Source organism: Labrys sedimenti, assembly GCF_034424805.1.
GTDB lineage: Bacteria > Pseudomonadota > Alphaproteobacteria > Rhizobiales > Labraceae > Labrys > Labrys sedimenti.
Genome location: NZ_JAXOUF010000006.1, coordinates 300,933 through 317,368 on the forward strand (window position 1 = coordinate 300,933; position 16,436 = coordinate 317,368).

Genomic DNA, 16,436 nt, shown 5'->3' on the forward strand with positions numbered 1-16,436 from the left:
GCCGGCCTGGCCGCAATCCGCGACGATCCAAAAGAGACATAGGCAAGCGGAGGGGCATATGGCCCGCAAACGCGACGTTCCTGGGATCAGGCCTTATGACAGTCCTGCCGGTGGTTGGGGGGCCCTCAAGGCGACCGCAGCAGCCGTGCGTTCGCAGATGGAGGTACTCGAGGCGCCGCTGACCTTCCTGCGGATGAACCAGCCGGATGGGTTCGACTGCCCCGGCTGTGCCTGGCCGGACAAGGAGCACGGCTCGACCTTCCAGTTTTGCGAGAACGGTGCCAAGGCCGTGACCTGGGAGGCCACGAGCAAGCGCGTCACGCCGGAGTTCTTCGCCGAACACACCGTCACCGAACTCCTGGGCTGGAGCGACTATCACCTCGAGAATGAGGGCCGGCTCACCCATCCGATGGCCTATGATGGTGAGACGGACACCTATCAACCGATCGAATGGGACGATGCCTTCGCACGCATCGCCGCCGCCTTGCGCAGCCTGCCCGATCCGAACATGGCGGAGTTCTACACCTCCGGCCGTGCCTCCAACGAGGCGGCCTTCCTGTTCCAGCTCTTCGCGCGCGAATATGGCAGTAACAATTTCCCCGATTGTTCCAACATGTGCCACGAGGCCACCAGCGTCGGCCTGCCGCAATCGATCGGCATCGGCAAGGGCACGGTCTCGCTGGAGGATTTCGACCATTGCGAGCTGATCCTCTCGCTGGGCCACAATCCGGGCACCAACCATCCGCGCATGATGGGCACGCTGCATGAATGCTCGCGCCGGGGCGTGCCGATCATCGTGTTCAATCCACTGAAGGAACGGGCGCTCGAGCGCTTCGCGGACCCCCAGAATCCCATCGAGATGGGCACTTTCGGCTCCACACGGATCGCCTCGTCCTATTATCAGGTCAAGGTCGGCGCGGATGCCGCGGCCCTCAAGGGCATCATGAAGGCCTTGGTCGAAATGGACGAGGCGTCGGGCAACCAGGTGCTCGACCACGATTTCATCATCGCCCACACCCGCGGCTTTGCCGAGTTCGCCGCCGATCTGGAGGCGACATCCTGGGAGGCCATCGAGGCCATCAGCGGTTTCGGCAAAGCCCAGCTCGGGGAGGTGGCGCAGGCCTACGCCCGTTCCAACGCCACCATCGTCGCCTATGGCATGGGTATCACGCAGCACAGTCGGGGAACCGCCAATGTCCAGCAGATCGCCAACCTCCTCCTGCTGAAGGGCAATTTCGGCAAGCCGGGGGCGGGCATCTGTCCCTTGCGTGGCCATTCCAACGTCCAGGGCAACCGCACGGTCGGCATCACCGAACGGCCCAACATTCCCTTGTTCGAGGGGATCGAGCGCACCTTCGGCTTCAAGCCGCCAAGTCATCACGGCCATGATGCGGTGGCCACCATGGAAGCGATCGATGCGGGTAGCTCGAAAGTTCTGATCTGCCTGGGGGGCAATTTCGCCGTTGCCATGCCGGATCCCGAACGCTGCCAGGCTGCCATGCGCAAGCTCGACCTTGCCGTGCATCTCGACACCAAGCTGAACCGCTCGCAACTGCTCGTCGGCAAGCAGTCGATCATCCTGCCGGTGCTGGGACGGACCGAGCGCGACATGCAGGCGAGCGGGCCCCAGGCCGTGACGGTCGAGGATTCGATGTCGATGGTGCACGCCTCGCGCGGCAAGCTGCCGCCGGCCTCGGAGTATCTACGCTCCGAGACGGCCATCGTCGCCGGCATGGCGATGGCGACGCTGCCGGACAGCAAGGTCTATTGGGCCGAGATGGTTGCCGACTACGATCTCATCCGCGACGCGATCGAGAACGTCCTGCCTGATTTCAAGGACTACAACCAGCGTATTCGGGTCCCCGGCGGTTTCCGCCTTCCTTTGCCGCCGACCGAGCGCATCTGGCCGACTCCCTCGGGCAAGGCCGAGTTCCTGCCTTTCAAGGAGCTGGAAGAAGATCCGGCCAGCGCCGATGCCAGCGTGCTCAAGCTGGCGACCATCCGCAGCCATGACCAGTACAACACCACGATCTACGGGTTGAACGACCGCTATCGCGGCGTGTTCGGCCGCCGTGACGTGTTGTTCGTGAACGAGGCGGATCTTTCCCGGCTTGGATTGGCGCATGGCGATCTCGTCGAGATCGAGACGGCGCTGCCGTCGGGCGAGCCCCGGCGCCTCAGCCTCACCGCCATCGCCTACGACATCGCTCGCGGTTCGGTCGCGGCCTATTATCCCGAAGCCAATGGGCTGGTGCCCCTCGACTACAAGGATGAGCAAAGCGGCACGCCTTCCTATAAATCCGTGCCGGTGCGAATCCGGAAAACTGGCTGAACGGCAGAAAACCCGCCGACGGGGCGCTCAACCCGTCTTCGCGGCCCCAACACACAGGCCGTCGACGAAAACGTCGACGAGCCGCTGCACGGCTTCCAGCCAGCCGGGATGGTCGCGCATGTAGCACATGCCCACCAGGGCCCGCAGCAGGTCGTCCGGTGTGATATCAGCCCGCATCCGCCCGGCGGCGACGGCTTGATTCAGCAGGATACCGAGCGCCGTGGTCAGGCGATCGAAGGAATAAGCATAGAGTTCGGACGGGGCATAGGCGGCGAGCGCCAATGCCGTCAGCATACCCTTCTTGGTCGCGACCAGCTGGACATTGGCATGCAACCAGCGGCGGACGGCGTCGACCGGCTCCACGCCATCCTTCAGTTGCTCCGCCAATTCGCTCAAGTGGTCCACTTCCTGCCGATAGACCGCCTCGAACAGTGATTCGCGGGTGGGAAAATGGCGATAGAGCGTGCCGATGCCGACTTCCGCCTGCCTTGCGACGGCCTCCAGGCTGGCCTCGGAGCCGCCTCTGCTGAACACGGTCTTGGCAGCCGCCAGCAGCCGTTCCCGATTGCGGATCGCATCGGCGCGCGGCTTGCGGCTTGTTTTCTCGGTTCGCTCCACCATCTGAATTCAGTCAGGCTGCCTCTTGCAAAACGGAGGGGCCCTCCGTATAAATACTGCATAAGCATCAAATCAGACAGATGCTTTCCAATCAAATCGATGCCCGATCCCGTTGGGCAGCCCCTTTGCATCCGGCCGCCCGGATTGTGTCTCGCGGCCAGAAGCCCGGAGTTCGATCCACCCGGATCGTGCTCCTCCAGAGACCCTGCAGAGACAGGCGCCTTCGATTCGAGAGAATCGGCCACCCCTTGAAGCGCTTTGCTCTCGGCAGCCTCGACAGTCCAAAAATCACTCGATTGGAGCAGTGCATGACTTTCTCCATCAGCCTCACCGTCAACGGTGAGCAACGCCACGTCGAACTCGACGATCCCAGGGTGACGCTTCTCGACCTCCTGCGGGAACGCCTCGATCTTACCGGCACCAAGAAGGGCTGCGACCGCGGTCAATGCGGCGCCTGCACCGTCCTGGTCGACGGCCGCCGCATCAATTCCTGCCTGGCGCTTGCCGTCAGCCATGATGGCGCGGAGATCGAAACCATCGAGGGCGTCGCCCAGGGCGAGCATCTCCACCCCATGCAGGCCGCCTTCATCGCCCATGATGGGTTCCAATGCGGCTTTTGCACGCCCGGCCAGATCATGAGCGCCATTGGCCTGCTCCGCGAGGGCCAGGCCGGGGATGATCCCGAGCGTATCCGCGAGGGCATGAGCGGCAATCTGTGCCGCTGTTCGGCCTATGCCGGCATCACCGAGGCCGTGCTGGAGGCCCACCATGTCCTCGCCGAGGGCGGACGGAGGAAATCGGCATGAAAAACTTCGACTATGTGAGGCCGGCCACCATCGCAGAGGCAGTCGCGGCGGGGGCCCAGCCCGGCTCTGCCTTTCTCGCTGCCGGCACCAACCTCCTCGACCTGATGAAGACCGGTGTCAGCCGTCCCGACCGGCTCGTGGATGTCACCCGCTTGCCGGATCTCGGCGCGATCGACTGGCTGCCAAATGGCGGTGTCAGGATCGGGGCACTGGTGCGCAATGCGGACCTTGCCCATGATCCGGCATTCGCAAGGACCTATCCGGCCGTTGCGGAGGCGCTGCTGTCCGGGGCATCGGGCCAGTTGCGCAATGCTGCGACCGTCGGCGGCAATCTCATGCAGCGTACGCGCTGCGCCTATTTCTTCGACGTCGCCGGCGCCTGCAACAAGCGCCTGCCGGGCTCGGGCTGTGACGCCAAGGGCGGCGAGAATCGCCTTCATGCGATATTGGGCTGGAGCGAAGCCTGTATCGCCACCCACCCCTCGGATTTCTGCGTGCCGCTGGCGGCCTTCGGCGCAGTGGTGGAAATCGAGGGCAGGGCAGGGCGGCGTGAGATCCCGCTGGGCGAACTGCATCGCCTTCCGGGGGATATGCCGGAGCAGGATACGGCTCTCGAGCCGGGCGACCTGATCGTGGCGGTGAGACTACCCGCCGATGGTGCGGGCTTTGCGGCCCATGCCCGTTATCTCAAGGTTCGCGAGCGGACATCCTATGCCTTTGCCGTGGTGTCGGTGGCCGCTGCCCTGCGTCTCCAGGGTGGGGTGATCGAGGAGGCGCGGCTTGCACTGGGCGGCGTTGCAGCCAAGCCTTGGCGCTCGCTCGAAGCGGAGGCGATCCTGGCCGGTGCCACGCCGGGTGAAACCGTCTTCCAGCGCGCGGCGCAGGCTGCTCTCGCCGAGGCGAAGCCCTCGGGCGACAATGAATTCAAGATCGAACTGGCGCGCCGCACGCTCGTGCGCGCCCTGGCCGAGGCCGCAAAGGGGACACCGGATCGCGTCCCCGCTCTGCCAGGTTCCCCTTTTTCAACCCTTCCCGGAGCACGCCGAGATGCCTGAACTCGTCACGCCCGACCTCAAGCCGAACCGGGCTCCCGCTCATGTCCGGCATGGTTCCAATATCGGCCAGCCTCTGACGCGCCGCGACGGCGTGCTCAAGGTCACCGGCGCGGCGCGCTACGCCGCCGACAACCATCCTGGCGGCATGCTCTATGCCGTGATGGCCGTGGCGCAGATCGCCCGCGGCCGGGTTGCCTCTCTCGACGTCCAGGCCGCCAAGGCCCATCCGGGCGTGGTGGAGGTGATGACACCGGATCACAAGCCGGCGCTGGCGCAGGATCCGGATGCCAAGGACCATCCCTTCATGTTCCGGCTGGACGTCCTGCAGAACGATCGCGTGCGCTATGCCGGCCAGCCGATCGCCGTGGTGATCGCCCAATCGCTGGAGGCTGCGACGGAAGGGGCTGCGCTGCTGGCGCCGCGCTACGAAGTCGAGACGGCGCGGGTCGGCCTCGACGGCGATAGTTTCGTACCCCCGGCTGTTGGTGTCGGCGGTCCGTCTGAAGCCGTGCATGGGGATATCGAAGGCGGTTTCGCGGCAGCGGACAAGCGGATCGAGGCCGTCTATGAGACGCCCGCCCAGTACCACAATCCGATCGAGCCGCACGCCATCGTCGCGCATTGGCAGGGCGACAGCCTGTCGATCGACACGCCCAGCCAGGGCATGGCGATGGCGCAGGGCCGCATTGCCGGCCTTTTCGGCATCGCACCCGACAAGATCCACATCCGCAGCCCGTTTCTCGGCGGCGGCTTCGGCTGCAAGGGGCTGGTTGCCGGGCCCCAGATCCTGGGCATCATGGCGGCGCGTTTGGTCGGCCGGCCGGTGAAACTCGTGCTCAAGCGCGATCAGATGTACGGGCCGGTGGGCCATCGTGCCCCGACTCGGCAGACATTGCAGTTGGGGATTGCCGGAGATGGGGCGCTGACGGCGCTCGTCCATCACGCCAGGACTGCCTCGTCGACCTTCGACGACTTCTTCGAGCCTGCTGCCGGCGCTTCGCATGCGCTCTATGCCAGCCCGGCCATCGCCACCACCTATGACGCCGTGCGGACGGATACGGGAACCCCGCTGTTCATGCGGGCGCCCGGCGAGGCCTCCGGTTCCGTTGCCCTGGAAAGTGCGATGGACGAGGCGGCCTGGGCAAGCGGCATCGATCCGCTCGAGTTCCGGCTCAGGAACTATGCCGAAACCGAGCCGAGCACCGGCAAGCCCTTCTCCTCCAAGGCCCTGCGCGAATGCTATGCCGAGGGCGCCAGGCGTTTCGGCTGGGCCGGCAGACCGCTCGCGCCCAGGCAGATGCGCGACAAGGCCGGCTTTCTCGTCGGCTGGGGCATGGGTACGGCCATCTTCCCGGCCCTGATGTTCCAGGCCGAGGCGCGGGCGGTGATCCGGCGGGACGGTTCCGGCCTGATGGAAACCGGCGCCCATGACATGGGGCAGGGGGCCTGGACGGCTTTGGCCCAGATTGCTGCCGACGGTCTGGGGCTCGACATCGACCAGGTGGAATTCCGGGCGGGTACCTCCGACCTGCCCGATGCCGGTATCGCCGGCGGTTCCGCGCATACGGCCACGGCCGGCGTGGCGATCCACGAAGCCGGTGCGGCGGTGATCGCCAAACTGGCGGAACTGGCGACCGGCGACGAGCGCTCGCCGCTGTTTGGCGCCGGCAATGCCGGCGTGATCGCCCGCGAGGGGCGGCTCGCCCGCCGGGACGATGAAAGCCGCAGCGAGAGCTATGCCGATATTCTCGGCCGGGCCGGCGTGGCGGAGATCGAGGCCAGGGGACGCGGCCGTGCCGATCCCGCCTCGCAGGCAAGCTATGCCATGCATGCCCATGGTGCTGTCTTCGCCGAGGTCAAGGTCGACCCCGATCTCGGGCAGGTGCGGGTCAGTAGGCTCGTCGGCGCTTTTGCGGCAGGCCGGATCATCAACCCCCATCTGGTCCGTAGCCAGTATCTCGGGGGCATGATCTGGGGCGTCTCCTTCGCCCTGCACGAGCATGCGGTGATCGATCAGCGCTCGGGCCGGATCATGAATGCGGATCTCGCCGAGTATCACGTGCCCGTCAATGCCGACATACCGTCACTGGAGGCCATCCTGGTCGAGGAGCACGATCCCCATGTGAATGCGCTGGGCATCAAGGGCGTCGGCGAAATCGGCATCACCGGCACGGCGGGCGCCTTGGCCAATGCCGTCTGGCATGCGACCGGCAAGCGTGTGAGGCATTTCCCGATCGCCATCGAGGAGCTGATCTAAGTAACGAGGTCATTCCGCGCGCGGCGCAGTACAAAGTGATGCGCTGCAGACGCGGAACCGCATTGAATAAAGCCTCATACGGCTTGCGGTCCCGGATCTGCGCAGCATCACTTCGTGCTGCAGCGTGTCCGGGATGACGGCCTAGACCCGGTCGCAGAGCATCTCCCGGGCGGCGTTGTGCCCGGGGGCGCCGGTGACGCCGCCGCCGGGATGGGTGCCGGAGCCGCAGATATAGAGCCCCTTCACGGGCGTGCGGTAATCGCCATAGCCGAGCATCGGCCGGGCCGAGAACAGCTGGTCGAGCGACAGCGTGCCGTGAAAGATGTCGCCGCCGATGAGGCCGAAGATGCGCTCCAGGTCGAGGGGAGTCAGCACCTGGCGCCCGAGCACGCTCTGCTTGAAGCCCGGCGCATAGCGCTCGACCGTGTCGATCATCAGGTCGGCGACCTCATCGCGATGGGCATCCCAGCTCCCGCCGTTCGGCAGGTACGGCGCCACATATTGGCAGAACAGGCTGGCGACGTGCTGGCCCTTGGGTGCGAGCGTGTCGTCGAGCGTGGAGGGGATCAGCATTTCGACGATGGGCTGCCGGCTCCAGCCATGGCGACGCGCCTCCAGGAAGGCATCTTCCATATAGTCGAGGCTTGGCCCGATGATGATGCCGGCGGTGTGGTGGATGCCCTGTTCGCGGCCCGGCAGGGCGGTAAAGCTGGGCAATTCGGAGAGCGCCACATTCATGCGCAGCACGCCCGAGCCGCATTTGAAGCGGCGGATGCGCTGCAGGAAATCGGCCGGCACGGCATCTTCGGGCACGATCCTGTCGAAGAGCAGGCGCGGGCCGATATTGGCCGCGACGGCCTTGGCACGGATGATGCGCCCATCCTCCAGTTCGACGCCGGCCGTGACGCCCTTCTGCACGATGAGACGTCGGACCGGTGCGTCCGTTTCGATTTCGGCGCCGGCCTCGCGGGCAGCCTTGGCCATGGCCTGAGTGATCGCGCCCATGCCGCCGATGGCATGGCCCCATGCTCCCTTCTTGCCGTTCACCTCGCCGAAGACGTGATGCAGCAGTACATAGGCCGAACCCGGCGTCGAGGGAGCGGCATAGGAGCCGACGATGGAATCGAAGCCGAAAAGCACCTTCGCCTCGGGGCTTTCGAACCAGCCGTCGAGATAATCGCTTGCCGATTTGGTGAAGAGGTCGAGCAGCACGCGACGATGATGCATGTCGAGCCTGGATAGCCGACGCCCGAGTTTGCCGGCGCGCAGCAATTCCGGCAGCGAGCCGAACCAGCCTTCGTCGGAGACGTTGGGCGGCGTCTCCAGGATGAGGTCGCGCAGCACGTCGGCGATGGTGTCGATCTCGTCGCAATAGGCCGGAAAGCGGGCGGCATCCTTCTCGCTGAACTTGGCGATTTCGCCCTGCGTACGGCCTTCGCCGGAGAGGATGTAGCGCCCATCGGGGAAGGGGAAGAAATTCGAGGCCTGGCGTTCCACCACCTTCAGGCCATGGCGCTCCAGCTCCATGTCGCGGATGACCTTGGGATTGAGCAGGCTGACGGTGTAGGAGGCCACCGAGTTGCGGAAGCCCGGATGGAATTCCTCCGTCACCGCGGCCCCGCCGACGACGGAGCGGCGCTCCAGTACCTTCACCCGCCGGCCGGCCCGGGCGAGGTAATAGGCGCAGGTCAGGCCGTTATGGCCACCGCCGATGATGACCGCGTCATAGGGAGTGTTCGCGCTGTGGACCGCGGGTGAAGTTGCGTCAGCCAATTCCTCGAAGCCTTCTTGTTATGACGCAGCGGCTGGCACCGCGGACGTCCCGTCGGCTTCTTCTTATGCCGCCTATGCCGCGCTTCCAAGAGGGGGATTTCGCAACCACTGTGCCGTTTCGGCTTCTCAGCCGCGGGCAGCTTCCAGGATGTGCTTGCACTCGCCGAGTTCCAGCAGCACCGTCTGCAGCCGCCTGCGACGTTCGTCGCTCAGCGACAATCCACTGCCGCTTTCCGCCTGCGCGACCGCAGGCGCCGCGGGGCGCGGCTCGTTGCGCATGGGCGGGCCTGCCAGGGACGACAGCGGCAGCGAGGCCTGGGCTGGCGGCGGCTCGTAAGCTTCGGGTTCTTCGTCGAAGACGGGCTCGATCCGATCATCGCCCTCGTCATAGTCGCCGGCTGGATCACCCAGCGCAGGGGCCTCCGCCTCCGGCCATTCGGCTCGCTCGCGGCGGCGCTCTTCCTCGTCCGCCCGTGGGATCACGGCGACGGGGGGCACATAGTCCTCGTTCTGCGCCCGGCCGATCTCGATCACATGGCGATTGCCGCGCTCCTTGAGGATGCGCTGCACGCCCTTGATGGTGTAGCCCTCACCATAGAGATAATAGCGAATGCCCTTGAGCAGATCGATGTCGTCAGGGCGATAATAGCGACGCCCACCACCGCGCTTCAGCGGCTTGATCTGGCTGAAGCGGGTTTCCCAGAAGCGCAGGACGTGCTGGGGCAGGTCGAGATCCTCGGCGACCTCGCTGATGGTGCGGAACGCGTCAGGTGCTTTTTCCATGCTGCCGGACTCCCGAGCGGAAAGCGGCGAATCGTGCCTTTCCCCTATCACTCGTCCGATTCTGTGATGAAAGACAAGCGTTTATCACTTGTTTCCAACCCAAAACATCATCGAGTGGTAGTTTGAAACCGTTTGAGGGGGAAAGTGACGCCCATTGCCGACAAGTGGGGACAGCTATAGCTGCCGGTCGCGTCAGGGATGTCTGGCCATGCAGACAACTGGCGCCGGCAGACCGGAATTTCCTATCTCGCAGAAAACAGGACTGATCAGTCCATTACCGATTTGGCTGGCCAGGCGCCATGCCCGACTAGTCGTCGGCAATGCCGTCGACATTCTCGCCATTGATCTGCGCCTTGAGAATGTTGGAAGGCTTGAAGACCATGACGCGACGCGGGGAGATCGGCACTTCCTTGCCGGTTTTGGGATTGCGGCCGATACGCTCGCCCTTGGAGCGCACGACGAAGGAGCCGAAGGACGACAGCTTCACCGTTTCGCCGCGTTCGAGGCAACTGGAGATTTCATGCAGGACCATCTCGACCAGTTCCGACGACTCGGTCCGCGACAGGCCTACTTTCTGGTAAACCGCTTCGCAAAGATCTGCTCTTGTGACGGTATTTCCCGCCATCGCTTTCATGCCCCACGTTGGACAGGCTCCATGAAGAGGCCACCTGTCTGTTATCCGTTCGATGCAGCCCGGAACTGCGGGAAGCCTGTCCCGCCACGAATCCGCCCCGCAAATCATCCCAGCAGGGCCGGCACTGAAGTCCCGACTCTATGTCACTGAAAACGCGAAGCTATTGACGAAATCGGTCAAGGTCAACCACCAATCGAAACCGGTGTTCGCTTCGACCTCGGTCAGGCAACCGTCAAATTCGTCAGACTACCAGCGGATCAGGGCCGCGCCCCAGGTGAAGCCGCCGCCCATGGCCTCCAACAGGACGAGGTCTCCTCGCTTGATGCGCCCGTCCTTGACGGCCGTATCGAGCGCCAGGGGAATCGAGGCCGAGGAGGTGTTGGCATGCTCGGCAACGGTGAGCACCACCTTCTCCGGCGGCAGGCCAAGCTTTTCGGCCGTGGCGTGGATGATGCGGGCATTGGCCTGGTGCGGCACGAACCAATCCACCGCGTCATAGGGCAGGCCGAGATCGTCCATGGTGTCGATGATGATCTGCGGCACCATGCCGACGGCGAGCTTGAAGACTTCCTTGCCGTCCATGCGCAGTTTGCCGACCGTGCCGGTGGTGGAGGCGCCGCCATCGACGAAGAGCTTCGATTTGTGCCGCCCGTCCGAACGCAGCTTGGTGGCCAGCACACCCTGATCGTGGATCGAACCGTCATTCATCGTGGCTTCGACGACCACAGCGCCGGCGCCGTCGCCGAACAGCACGCAGGTGGTACGATCCGACCAGTCCAGAATGCGGGAATAGGTCTCGGCGCCGATGACGAGCGCATGCTTGGCCGAACCCGAACGCAGGAAATTGTCGGCGATGGAAAGCCCGTAGACGAAGCCGGTGCACACCGCCTGAACGTCGAAGGCAGCGCCGCCCGTCATGCCGATATTGGCCTGCACGGTTGTGGCCGTGGCCGGGAAGGTGTTGTCGGGCGTGGAAGTCGCCAGCACGATCAGGTCGATGTCGGAACCCTTCAGGCCGGCATCGGCCAAAGCGCGCTCGGCCGCCTTGGTAGCGAGATGCGAGGTGAACTCGCCCTCCGCGGCTTGGTGGCGAGCGCGGATGCCGGTGCGCTGCACGATCCACTCGTCGGAGGTGTCGACAAGCCTGGACAGCTCGTCATTGGTGACGCGTTTCTCGGGCAGATAGGAGCCGATGCCCCGGATAACAGAACGGATTGTCGCCATTATGCAGCGTCCGGATTGCTGGCGGCGGCCATCACGGCGCGGTGGTCGAAGCTCAGGCTTTCGGTGATTTTCGTCATGAGTTCTTGTTTCACCATATCATAGGCGAGATCGATGGCGGCAGCGTAGCCTTCGGCATTGGCGCCGCCATGGCTCTTGATCACGATGCCGTTGAGGCCCAGGAAGACACCGCCATTGACACGGTTGGGATCGAGTTTTTCGCGCAGGGCCTGGAAGGCGCCGCGGGCGAAGAGGTAGCCGATACGCGCCATCAGGGTGCGCGACATCGCCGAACGCAGATAGGAGGCGATCTGCTTGGCCGTGCCTTCGGCGGTCTTGAGCGCTATATTGCCGGCAAAACCTTCGGTCACCACCACGTCGACGGTACCCTTGCCAAGGTCGTCACCCTCGACGAAACCATGATAGGTCAAATCGGGCAAGCTGGTCTCGCGCAAGATGCGGCCGGCCTCGCGCACCATTTCGAGGCCCTTGACCTCCTCGACGCCGACATTGAGCAAGCCGACGGTGGGGCGCTCCACGCCCAGCACGATACGGGCCATGGCCGCGCCCATCACCGCCATGTCGATCAGGGCATTGGAATCGGCGCCGATGGAGGCGCCGACGTCGAGCACGATCGATTCGCCCCGCAGGGTCGGCCACAGCGCGGCGATGGCGGGACGGTCGATTTCGGCGAGCGTGCGCAGGCAGAAGCGCGCCATCGCCATCAGCGCGCCGGTGTTGCCGGCCGAGACGGTCGCGTCGGCTTCATCCTTGTTGATGGCATCGATCGCCAGCCACATCGAGGATTTCTTGCGGCCATAGCGTAGGGCGTGGCTCGGCTTGTCGTCCATGCGGATGGCGACTTCGGTGTGATGGACGCTGGAAACGGCCTGAAGGCGCGGACGGGTGGCCAGCAGTGGGGCGATGGCGGCCTCATCCCCATAGAAGGAGAAGCTCAGGTCGGGATGGCGGGTGAGGGCCAGCTCGGCAGCCGGAATCACGACCGTGGGGCCGTGGTCGCCCCCCATCGCGTCGAGAGCGATACGAATTTTCGAAGCCCGATTGTCGGAAGCCATGAAGTGTTCGGTTGCCCTGTTGCGTCTGGCCGCTGTGCACGGCGGGGGAGGCGCTGCGTTTTGCAGCAAAAGACCATGCACCACAAGAGTGTAGCGAAGGTTGACGGTCGGAATTTAGGCACGACCAGGATGTGGAAGCTGTCGATTGACCGATTCTCACGTCAAAATCATGGTGAGGAAGGGTGCGATTGCAAGAAAATGCCTGCCTGCCTCGCCTCGCCTTGCCGGACACTTTCTCGGGTGCTCAGGACGCCAGCCGGAACTCCCCTCCGGCAGCGGCCCTGCGGACGGCCGCCAGGGTGGCCGCGCGATCCTGCCCTTGCGTCGCGATGACATGGCGTTCGAGAGAGCCCAGATCGGAGAATTGCCGGTGCAGCGCGGTGATCGGCTCGGGATCGCTCAGGGTGTCGCCGCCGCGCAGGCGACAGCGTTCGATGGCAGACGCCAAAGGAGGGCGCAGTACCACATAGTGCACCGGCAGGGTGAGCGTCCGGAAGGGCGGCAGGAACCAGGGGCCGACAATGCCGTCCAGGATCACGAAATAGCCGCCGCGGGCATAGGCTTGTGCCGCGCTGGCCAGAACGTCGATCACCACCGCATTCTGACGGTGGGCTTCAGGCAGGTAGGGCGCGATCGCGCCATTCTTGATGAAATGCCAGAAATCGTCGGCATGCAGATGCACGGCCGGCGCGCCGGGCTCGGAGGCGAGGGCTTGCGCCGTGGTGGTCTTTCCCGAACCCGGAGGGCCGGTGAGAATGAGGATCTGGCCTGCAGGATCTGGCATCGGCTCGAGCAACAATCGGGGGAGGACGAAGATCCCAGCCTTAATAGGCTTGCGACAGGGGAGCGCAAGTCTTTGGCGCCGTGGTTGCAGGCCTGCCGATCCCGGGAGCCGCCGCTGAAAGGCGTCAGCACTCCACCGCATTGACGGCGAGGCCGCCTTGCGAGGTCTCCTTGTATTTGGACTGCATGTCCGCGCCGGTGACGCGCATCGTGGCGATCACCTGGTCGAGGCTGACCTTGTGGGTGCCGTCGCCGCGCAAGGCGAGGGAAGCGGCGGCGATCGCCTTGTTGGCGCCGAAGGCGTTGCGCTCGATGCAGGGAATCTGCACTAGGCCGCCGATCGGGTCGCAGGTCATGCCGAGATGATGCTCCATGCCGATCTCGGCCGCGTTTTCGACCTGGGCGATGCTGCCGCCGAGTGCGGCCGCAAGCCCGCCCGCCGCCATCGAGGCGGCAACACCGACCTCGCCCTGGCAGCCGACCTCCGCCCCCGAGATCGAGGCGTTCATCTTGAACAACATGCCGATTGCGGCGGCCGTGAGCAGGAATTCATCGGCGCCGGCTTCCGAATAGTCGCAGAAATCCCGATAGTAGCGCAGTACCGCCGGCACGATGCCGGCTGCGCCATTGGTGGGGGCCGTCACCACCCGCCCGCCGGCAGCGTTCTCCTCGTTCACGGCGATGGCGAAGAGGGAGACCCAGTCCATCACCTCGTGCGGGGCGCGGACATTGCGGCCGATATCGGTGAGCAGGCGATCGTGCAGGGCCTTGGCGCGGCGCTTCACGCGCAGTCCGCCCGGCAATTCGCCTTCCTGGCTCATGCCGCGGTCGATGGCGGCATTCATGACGGACCGGATGCCGGCGAGGCGCTCGCGGATGGTGGCTTCGGGCTGGCTCGCCATTTCATTGGCGAGCACGATGCCGCCGATGCTCAGATTGTGCTCGGCTCCCAGGCGCAGCAGATCGGCGCTGCTGCGGAAAGGGTAGGGGACATCCACCTCCGCACGGGCCACGGCGCTTTCGCCCTCGGCCAGCACGAAGCCGCCGCCGATGGAATAGTAGAATTCGGTGGCGAGGGCAGCCCCGCCCTCGCCCAAGGCCGTGAAGGACAGGGTGTTGGGATGGCCCTTGGGCTGCGTCTTGCGATCGAAGACGATGTCGCGGTTGCGCTCGAAGCTCATCGCTCGGCGTCCGCCGAGCGCGAGCATACCCTTGCTGGTGGCATCTTCGACGATCGCGGCGACGGCTTCGGGATCGACGGTTTCAGGCTCCTCGCCGGCGAGGCCGAGGATCACGGCGATATCGCTGGCATGGCCGTGACCGGTCCAGGCCAGCGAGCCGTAAAGCACGGTTTCGATCCGATGGGTGTGGATGAAATGGCCCTGCTTGCGGAGCGATTGCACGAAGCGATTGGCGGCGCGCATGGGGCCGACAGTGTGCGAAGACGAGGGGCCGATGCCGATTTTGAAGATGTCGAAGACACTGATCATCGGCTCTGAGTTCCCACCAAACTGTTGCAGCTGGACCCTCACAATCGAAACACACCACGACTTAGTGGAGCGTAACAGATGTTACACCAACTTTCATTGCACAGGAAACTTGCGCGAAGGGGCCCGAATTGCTACCCCAAAACCGACGCCGGTTTAGCTCAGCTGGTAGAGCAACCGCCTTGTAAGCGGTAGGTCGCGAGTTCAAGTCCCGCAACCGGCACCAAATTTCCTTTTAATTTCAATGCCTGGCCTGACTGGCAGGGCGGTTTTGGCGGAACGATTGCGTTCAGCCGAGTTCCTGGGCTAGGCCGATGAGAAGTCCCTCAGGCCCGCGGATGTAGCAGAGCCTATACGCCTCTTTATACTGGACGACTTCGCCTACGAGCTGCGCGCCGCGATTTCGGAGCCTTTCGAGCGTGTCGTCGATGTCATCCACGGTGAACATGGCGCGGAGATAGCCTAGGGCGTTGACCGGGGCGTTGCGGTGATCCGCGACCACAGGCGGCGTGAGGAAGCGTGACAGCTCAAGCCGGCTGTGGCCGTCGGGCGTGCGCATCATGGCGATCTCGACGTGCTGATCGCCAAGCCCTGTGATGCGCCCGGCCCATTCTCCCTCGATCATGGCTCGCCCTTCGAGCTCAAGACCGAGCTCGTGAAAGAAATCGATCGCCCCTGCGAGGTCTTCGACGACGATTCCGACGTTGTCCATCCGTTTGAGCGCCATGCATCCAGCCTACCGGATGTCGCCCTGGCCGTAAACGTACAAACCTGTTTGCCTGGCGAGCAGGTGGTCGAGGTCGGGCTTTGGGGAGGGAGTCTTGTGATGTTCGCCGGTTTGATCTGACGGATTCTGAGTGGTGGCCAGTCAGCCGTTACGGTCGCAAGAGAGCTGAGACGTCTAGCCGGCATAGGCGAAATAGACCTTTCCCCTAGCCGGGTCGACGATCGTGACGCTTCCGCCGCGGCCATAGGCATAGAAGGAGCCGGCCTCTCGGATCGCCTGGTTGGCTTGCGCATCCCGTCCCTCCTCAATGGGGATCGTGAATCCATATTTTTCAAGATATTCCGCGATGGCGACGGGATGGAGCGGTTCCCCTTTCGTCAGCGTCATGGATGTGTCGTCGTCATGAGGGTGCCAGTCCCGGTTGCCGACATGGCTCACGGGTGTCGGGTGCCATCGCGTGCTGCCGCCGGGAAGACTTTTTCCGAGTTGGCTTTTCTGGTTCCGCGCCCATTGCGCGCTTTGCTCGGTGAGGCGGTAGACGACGAAGCCGCTCTCGTTGTCGCCCGGCATGAAACCAAGGCCCCAGGATTGCTCGAGCCGGTATTCCACCTGCGCGACTTCGAGCGGGGCTGGGACGCGGGCGAGCAGCGCCTGACGGTCGCAGCTCTGCGTGAGGATCAGCAACGTCCCAAGCCCGGACAAGGCCAAGCTCGTGATCATGCCCCGCCTCGTCGTTCGTCCCGGCAGGGGTTTGTTCCCGACCTTGCGGGCGAGGCCCAGGAGCCCCAGGACCAAACCAATCAACAGCAGGGCAGCCGGAGCGAGACAGTACAGAATTATGGGCAGGGGCGGTGCTTCCTGGTGGTCGAGGCCGCTTGTGGGAC

General features: G+C 64.5%; 14 protein-coding genes and 1 tRNA gene. 5 read left to right on the forward strand and 10 right to left on the reverse strand.

Features of this window, described 5'->3' with window-relative positions; all coding sequences use genetic code 11:
- Positions 1-58: 58 nt before the first annotated feature.
- Positions 59-2,332 (forward strand): FdhF/YdeP family oxidoreductase, encoded by a 2,274-nt coding sequence (locus U1R88_RS20090; protein ID WP_322432831.1) that lies wholly within the window; start codon positions 59-61, stop codon positions 2,330-2,332.
- 27 nt (positions 2,333-2,359) lie between these two features.
- On the opposite strand, the gene U1R88_RS20095 is transcribed toward U1R88_RS20090, so the two are convergent.
- On the reverse strand, positions 2,360-2,953 hold the full coding sequence (locus tag U1R88_RS20095) for a TetR/AcrR family transcriptional regulator (RefSeq protein WP_322432832.1): 594 nt from the start codon (positions 2,951-2,953) through the stop codon (positions 2,360-2,362).
- Positions 2,954-3,258: 305 nt separating this feature from the next.
- On the opposite strand from U1R88_RS20095, the gene U1R88_RS20100 reads away from it, so the two are divergent.
- From U1R88_RS20100 to U1R88_RS20110, 3 genes are read left to right on the forward strand one after another with little or no spacing between them, the layout of a single operon-like run.
- Positions 3,259-3,756 (forward strand): (2Fe-2S)-binding protein, encoded by a 498-nt coding sequence (locus tag U1R88_RS20100; protein WP_322432833.1) that lies wholly within the window; start codon positions 3,259-3,261, stop codon positions 3,754-3,756.
- Positions 3,753-4,811 carry an FAD binding domain-containing protein gene (locus U1R88_RS20105; protein WP_322432834.1) on the forward strand — a complete coding sequence of 353 codons (1,059 nt, stop codon included), beginning with the start codon at positions 3,753-3,755 and terminating at the stop codon, positions 4,809-4,811. The genes U1R88_RS20100 and U1R88_RS20105 overlap by 4 nt, the downstream gene beginning before the upstream one ends.
- Complete coding sequence (locus tag U1R88_RS20110) at positions 4,804-7,068, forward strand: xanthine dehydrogenase family protein molybdopterin-binding subunit (RefSeq protein WP_322432835.1); 2,265 nt, start codon at positions 4,804-4,806, stop codon at positions 7,066-7,068. Before U1R88_RS20105 ends, U1R88_RS20110 begins: the two co-directional genes overlap by 8 nt.
- Before the next feature lie 141 nt (positions 7,069-7,209).
- On the opposite strand, the gene U1R88_RS20115 is transcribed toward U1R88_RS20110, so the two are convergent.
- The 7 genes from U1R88_RS20115 to U1R88_RS20145 all read right to left on the reverse strand — a co-directional run bounded on the left by U1R88_RS20115 (position 7,210) and on the right by U1R88_RS20145 (position 14,828).
- Positions 7,210-8,841, reverse strand: a complete 1,632-nt coding sequence (locus U1R88_RS20115; RefSeq protein WP_322432836.1) for a phytoene desaturase family protein — start codon at positions 8,839-8,841, stop codon at positions 7,210-7,212.
- Between the two features lie 126 nt (positions 8,842-8,967).
- Positions 8,968-9,624, reverse strand: coding sequence for a MerR family transcriptional regulator (locus U1R88_RS20120; RefSeq protein ID WP_322432837.1), 657 nt, complete (start codon positions 9,622-9,624; stop codon positions 8,968-8,970).
- Positions 9,625-9,931: 307 nt separating this feature from the next.
- Positions 9,932-10,249 (reverse strand): integration host factor subunit alpha, encoded by a 318-nt coding sequence (locus tag U1R88_RS20125; RefSeq protein WP_068299343.1) that lies wholly within the window; start codon positions 10,247-10,249, stop codon positions 9,932-9,934.
- A gap of 255 nt (positions 10,250-10,504) precedes the next feature.
- Positions 10,505-11,482 (reverse strand): beta-ketoacyl-ACP synthase III, encoded by a 978-nt coding sequence (locus U1R88_RS20130; RefSeq protein WP_322432838.1) that lies wholly within the window; start codon positions 11,480-11,482, stop codon positions 10,505-10,507.
- Complete coding sequence (plsX, locus tag U1R88_RS20135; RefSeq protein ID WP_322432839.1) at positions 11,482-12,555, reverse strand: phosphate acyltransferase PlsX; 1,074 nt, start codon at positions 12,553-12,555, stop codon at positions 11,482-11,484. The genes U1R88_RS20130 and plsX overlap by 1 nt, the downstream gene beginning before the upstream one ends.
- A gap of 244 nt (positions 12,556-12,799) precedes the next feature.
- A complete protein-coding gene (locus U1R88_RS20140; protein ID WP_322432840.1) occupies positions 12,800-13,339 on the reverse strand; it encodes an AAA family ATPase in 540 nt (179 codons plus the stop codon).
- 124 nt (positions 13,340-13,463) lie between these two features.
- Complete coding sequence (locus tag U1R88_RS20145; RefSeq protein WP_322432841.1) at positions 13,464-14,828, reverse strand: L-serine ammonia-lyase; 1,365 nt, start codon at positions 14,826-14,828, stop codon at positions 13,464-13,466.
- A 147-nt stretch (positions 14,829-14,975) separates the two neighbouring features.
- Here U1R88_RS20145 and U1R88_RS20150 point away from each other — a divergent pair.
- Positions 14,976-15,051, forward strand: a tRNA-Thr gene (locus tag U1R88_RS20150).
- A 63-nt stretch (positions 15,052-15,114) separates the two neighbouring features.
- Here U1R88_RS20150 and U1R88_RS20155 read toward each other — a convergent pair.
- Both U1R88_RS20155 and U1R88_RS20160 read right to left on the reverse strand, forming a co-directional pair.
- Positions 15,115-15,552 (reverse strand): VOC family protein, encoded by a 438-nt coding sequence (locus U1R88_RS20155; protein WP_322432842.1) that lies wholly within the window; start codon positions 15,550-15,552, stop codon positions 15,115-15,117.
- Positions 15,553-15,726: 174 nt separating this feature from the next.
- Complete coding sequence (locus U1R88_RS20160) at positions 15,727-16,272, reverse strand: hypothetical protein (RefSeq protein ID WP_322432843.1); 546 nt, start codon at positions 16,270-16,272, stop codon at positions 15,727-15,729.
- Positions 16,273-16,436: the final 164 nt, after the last annotated feature.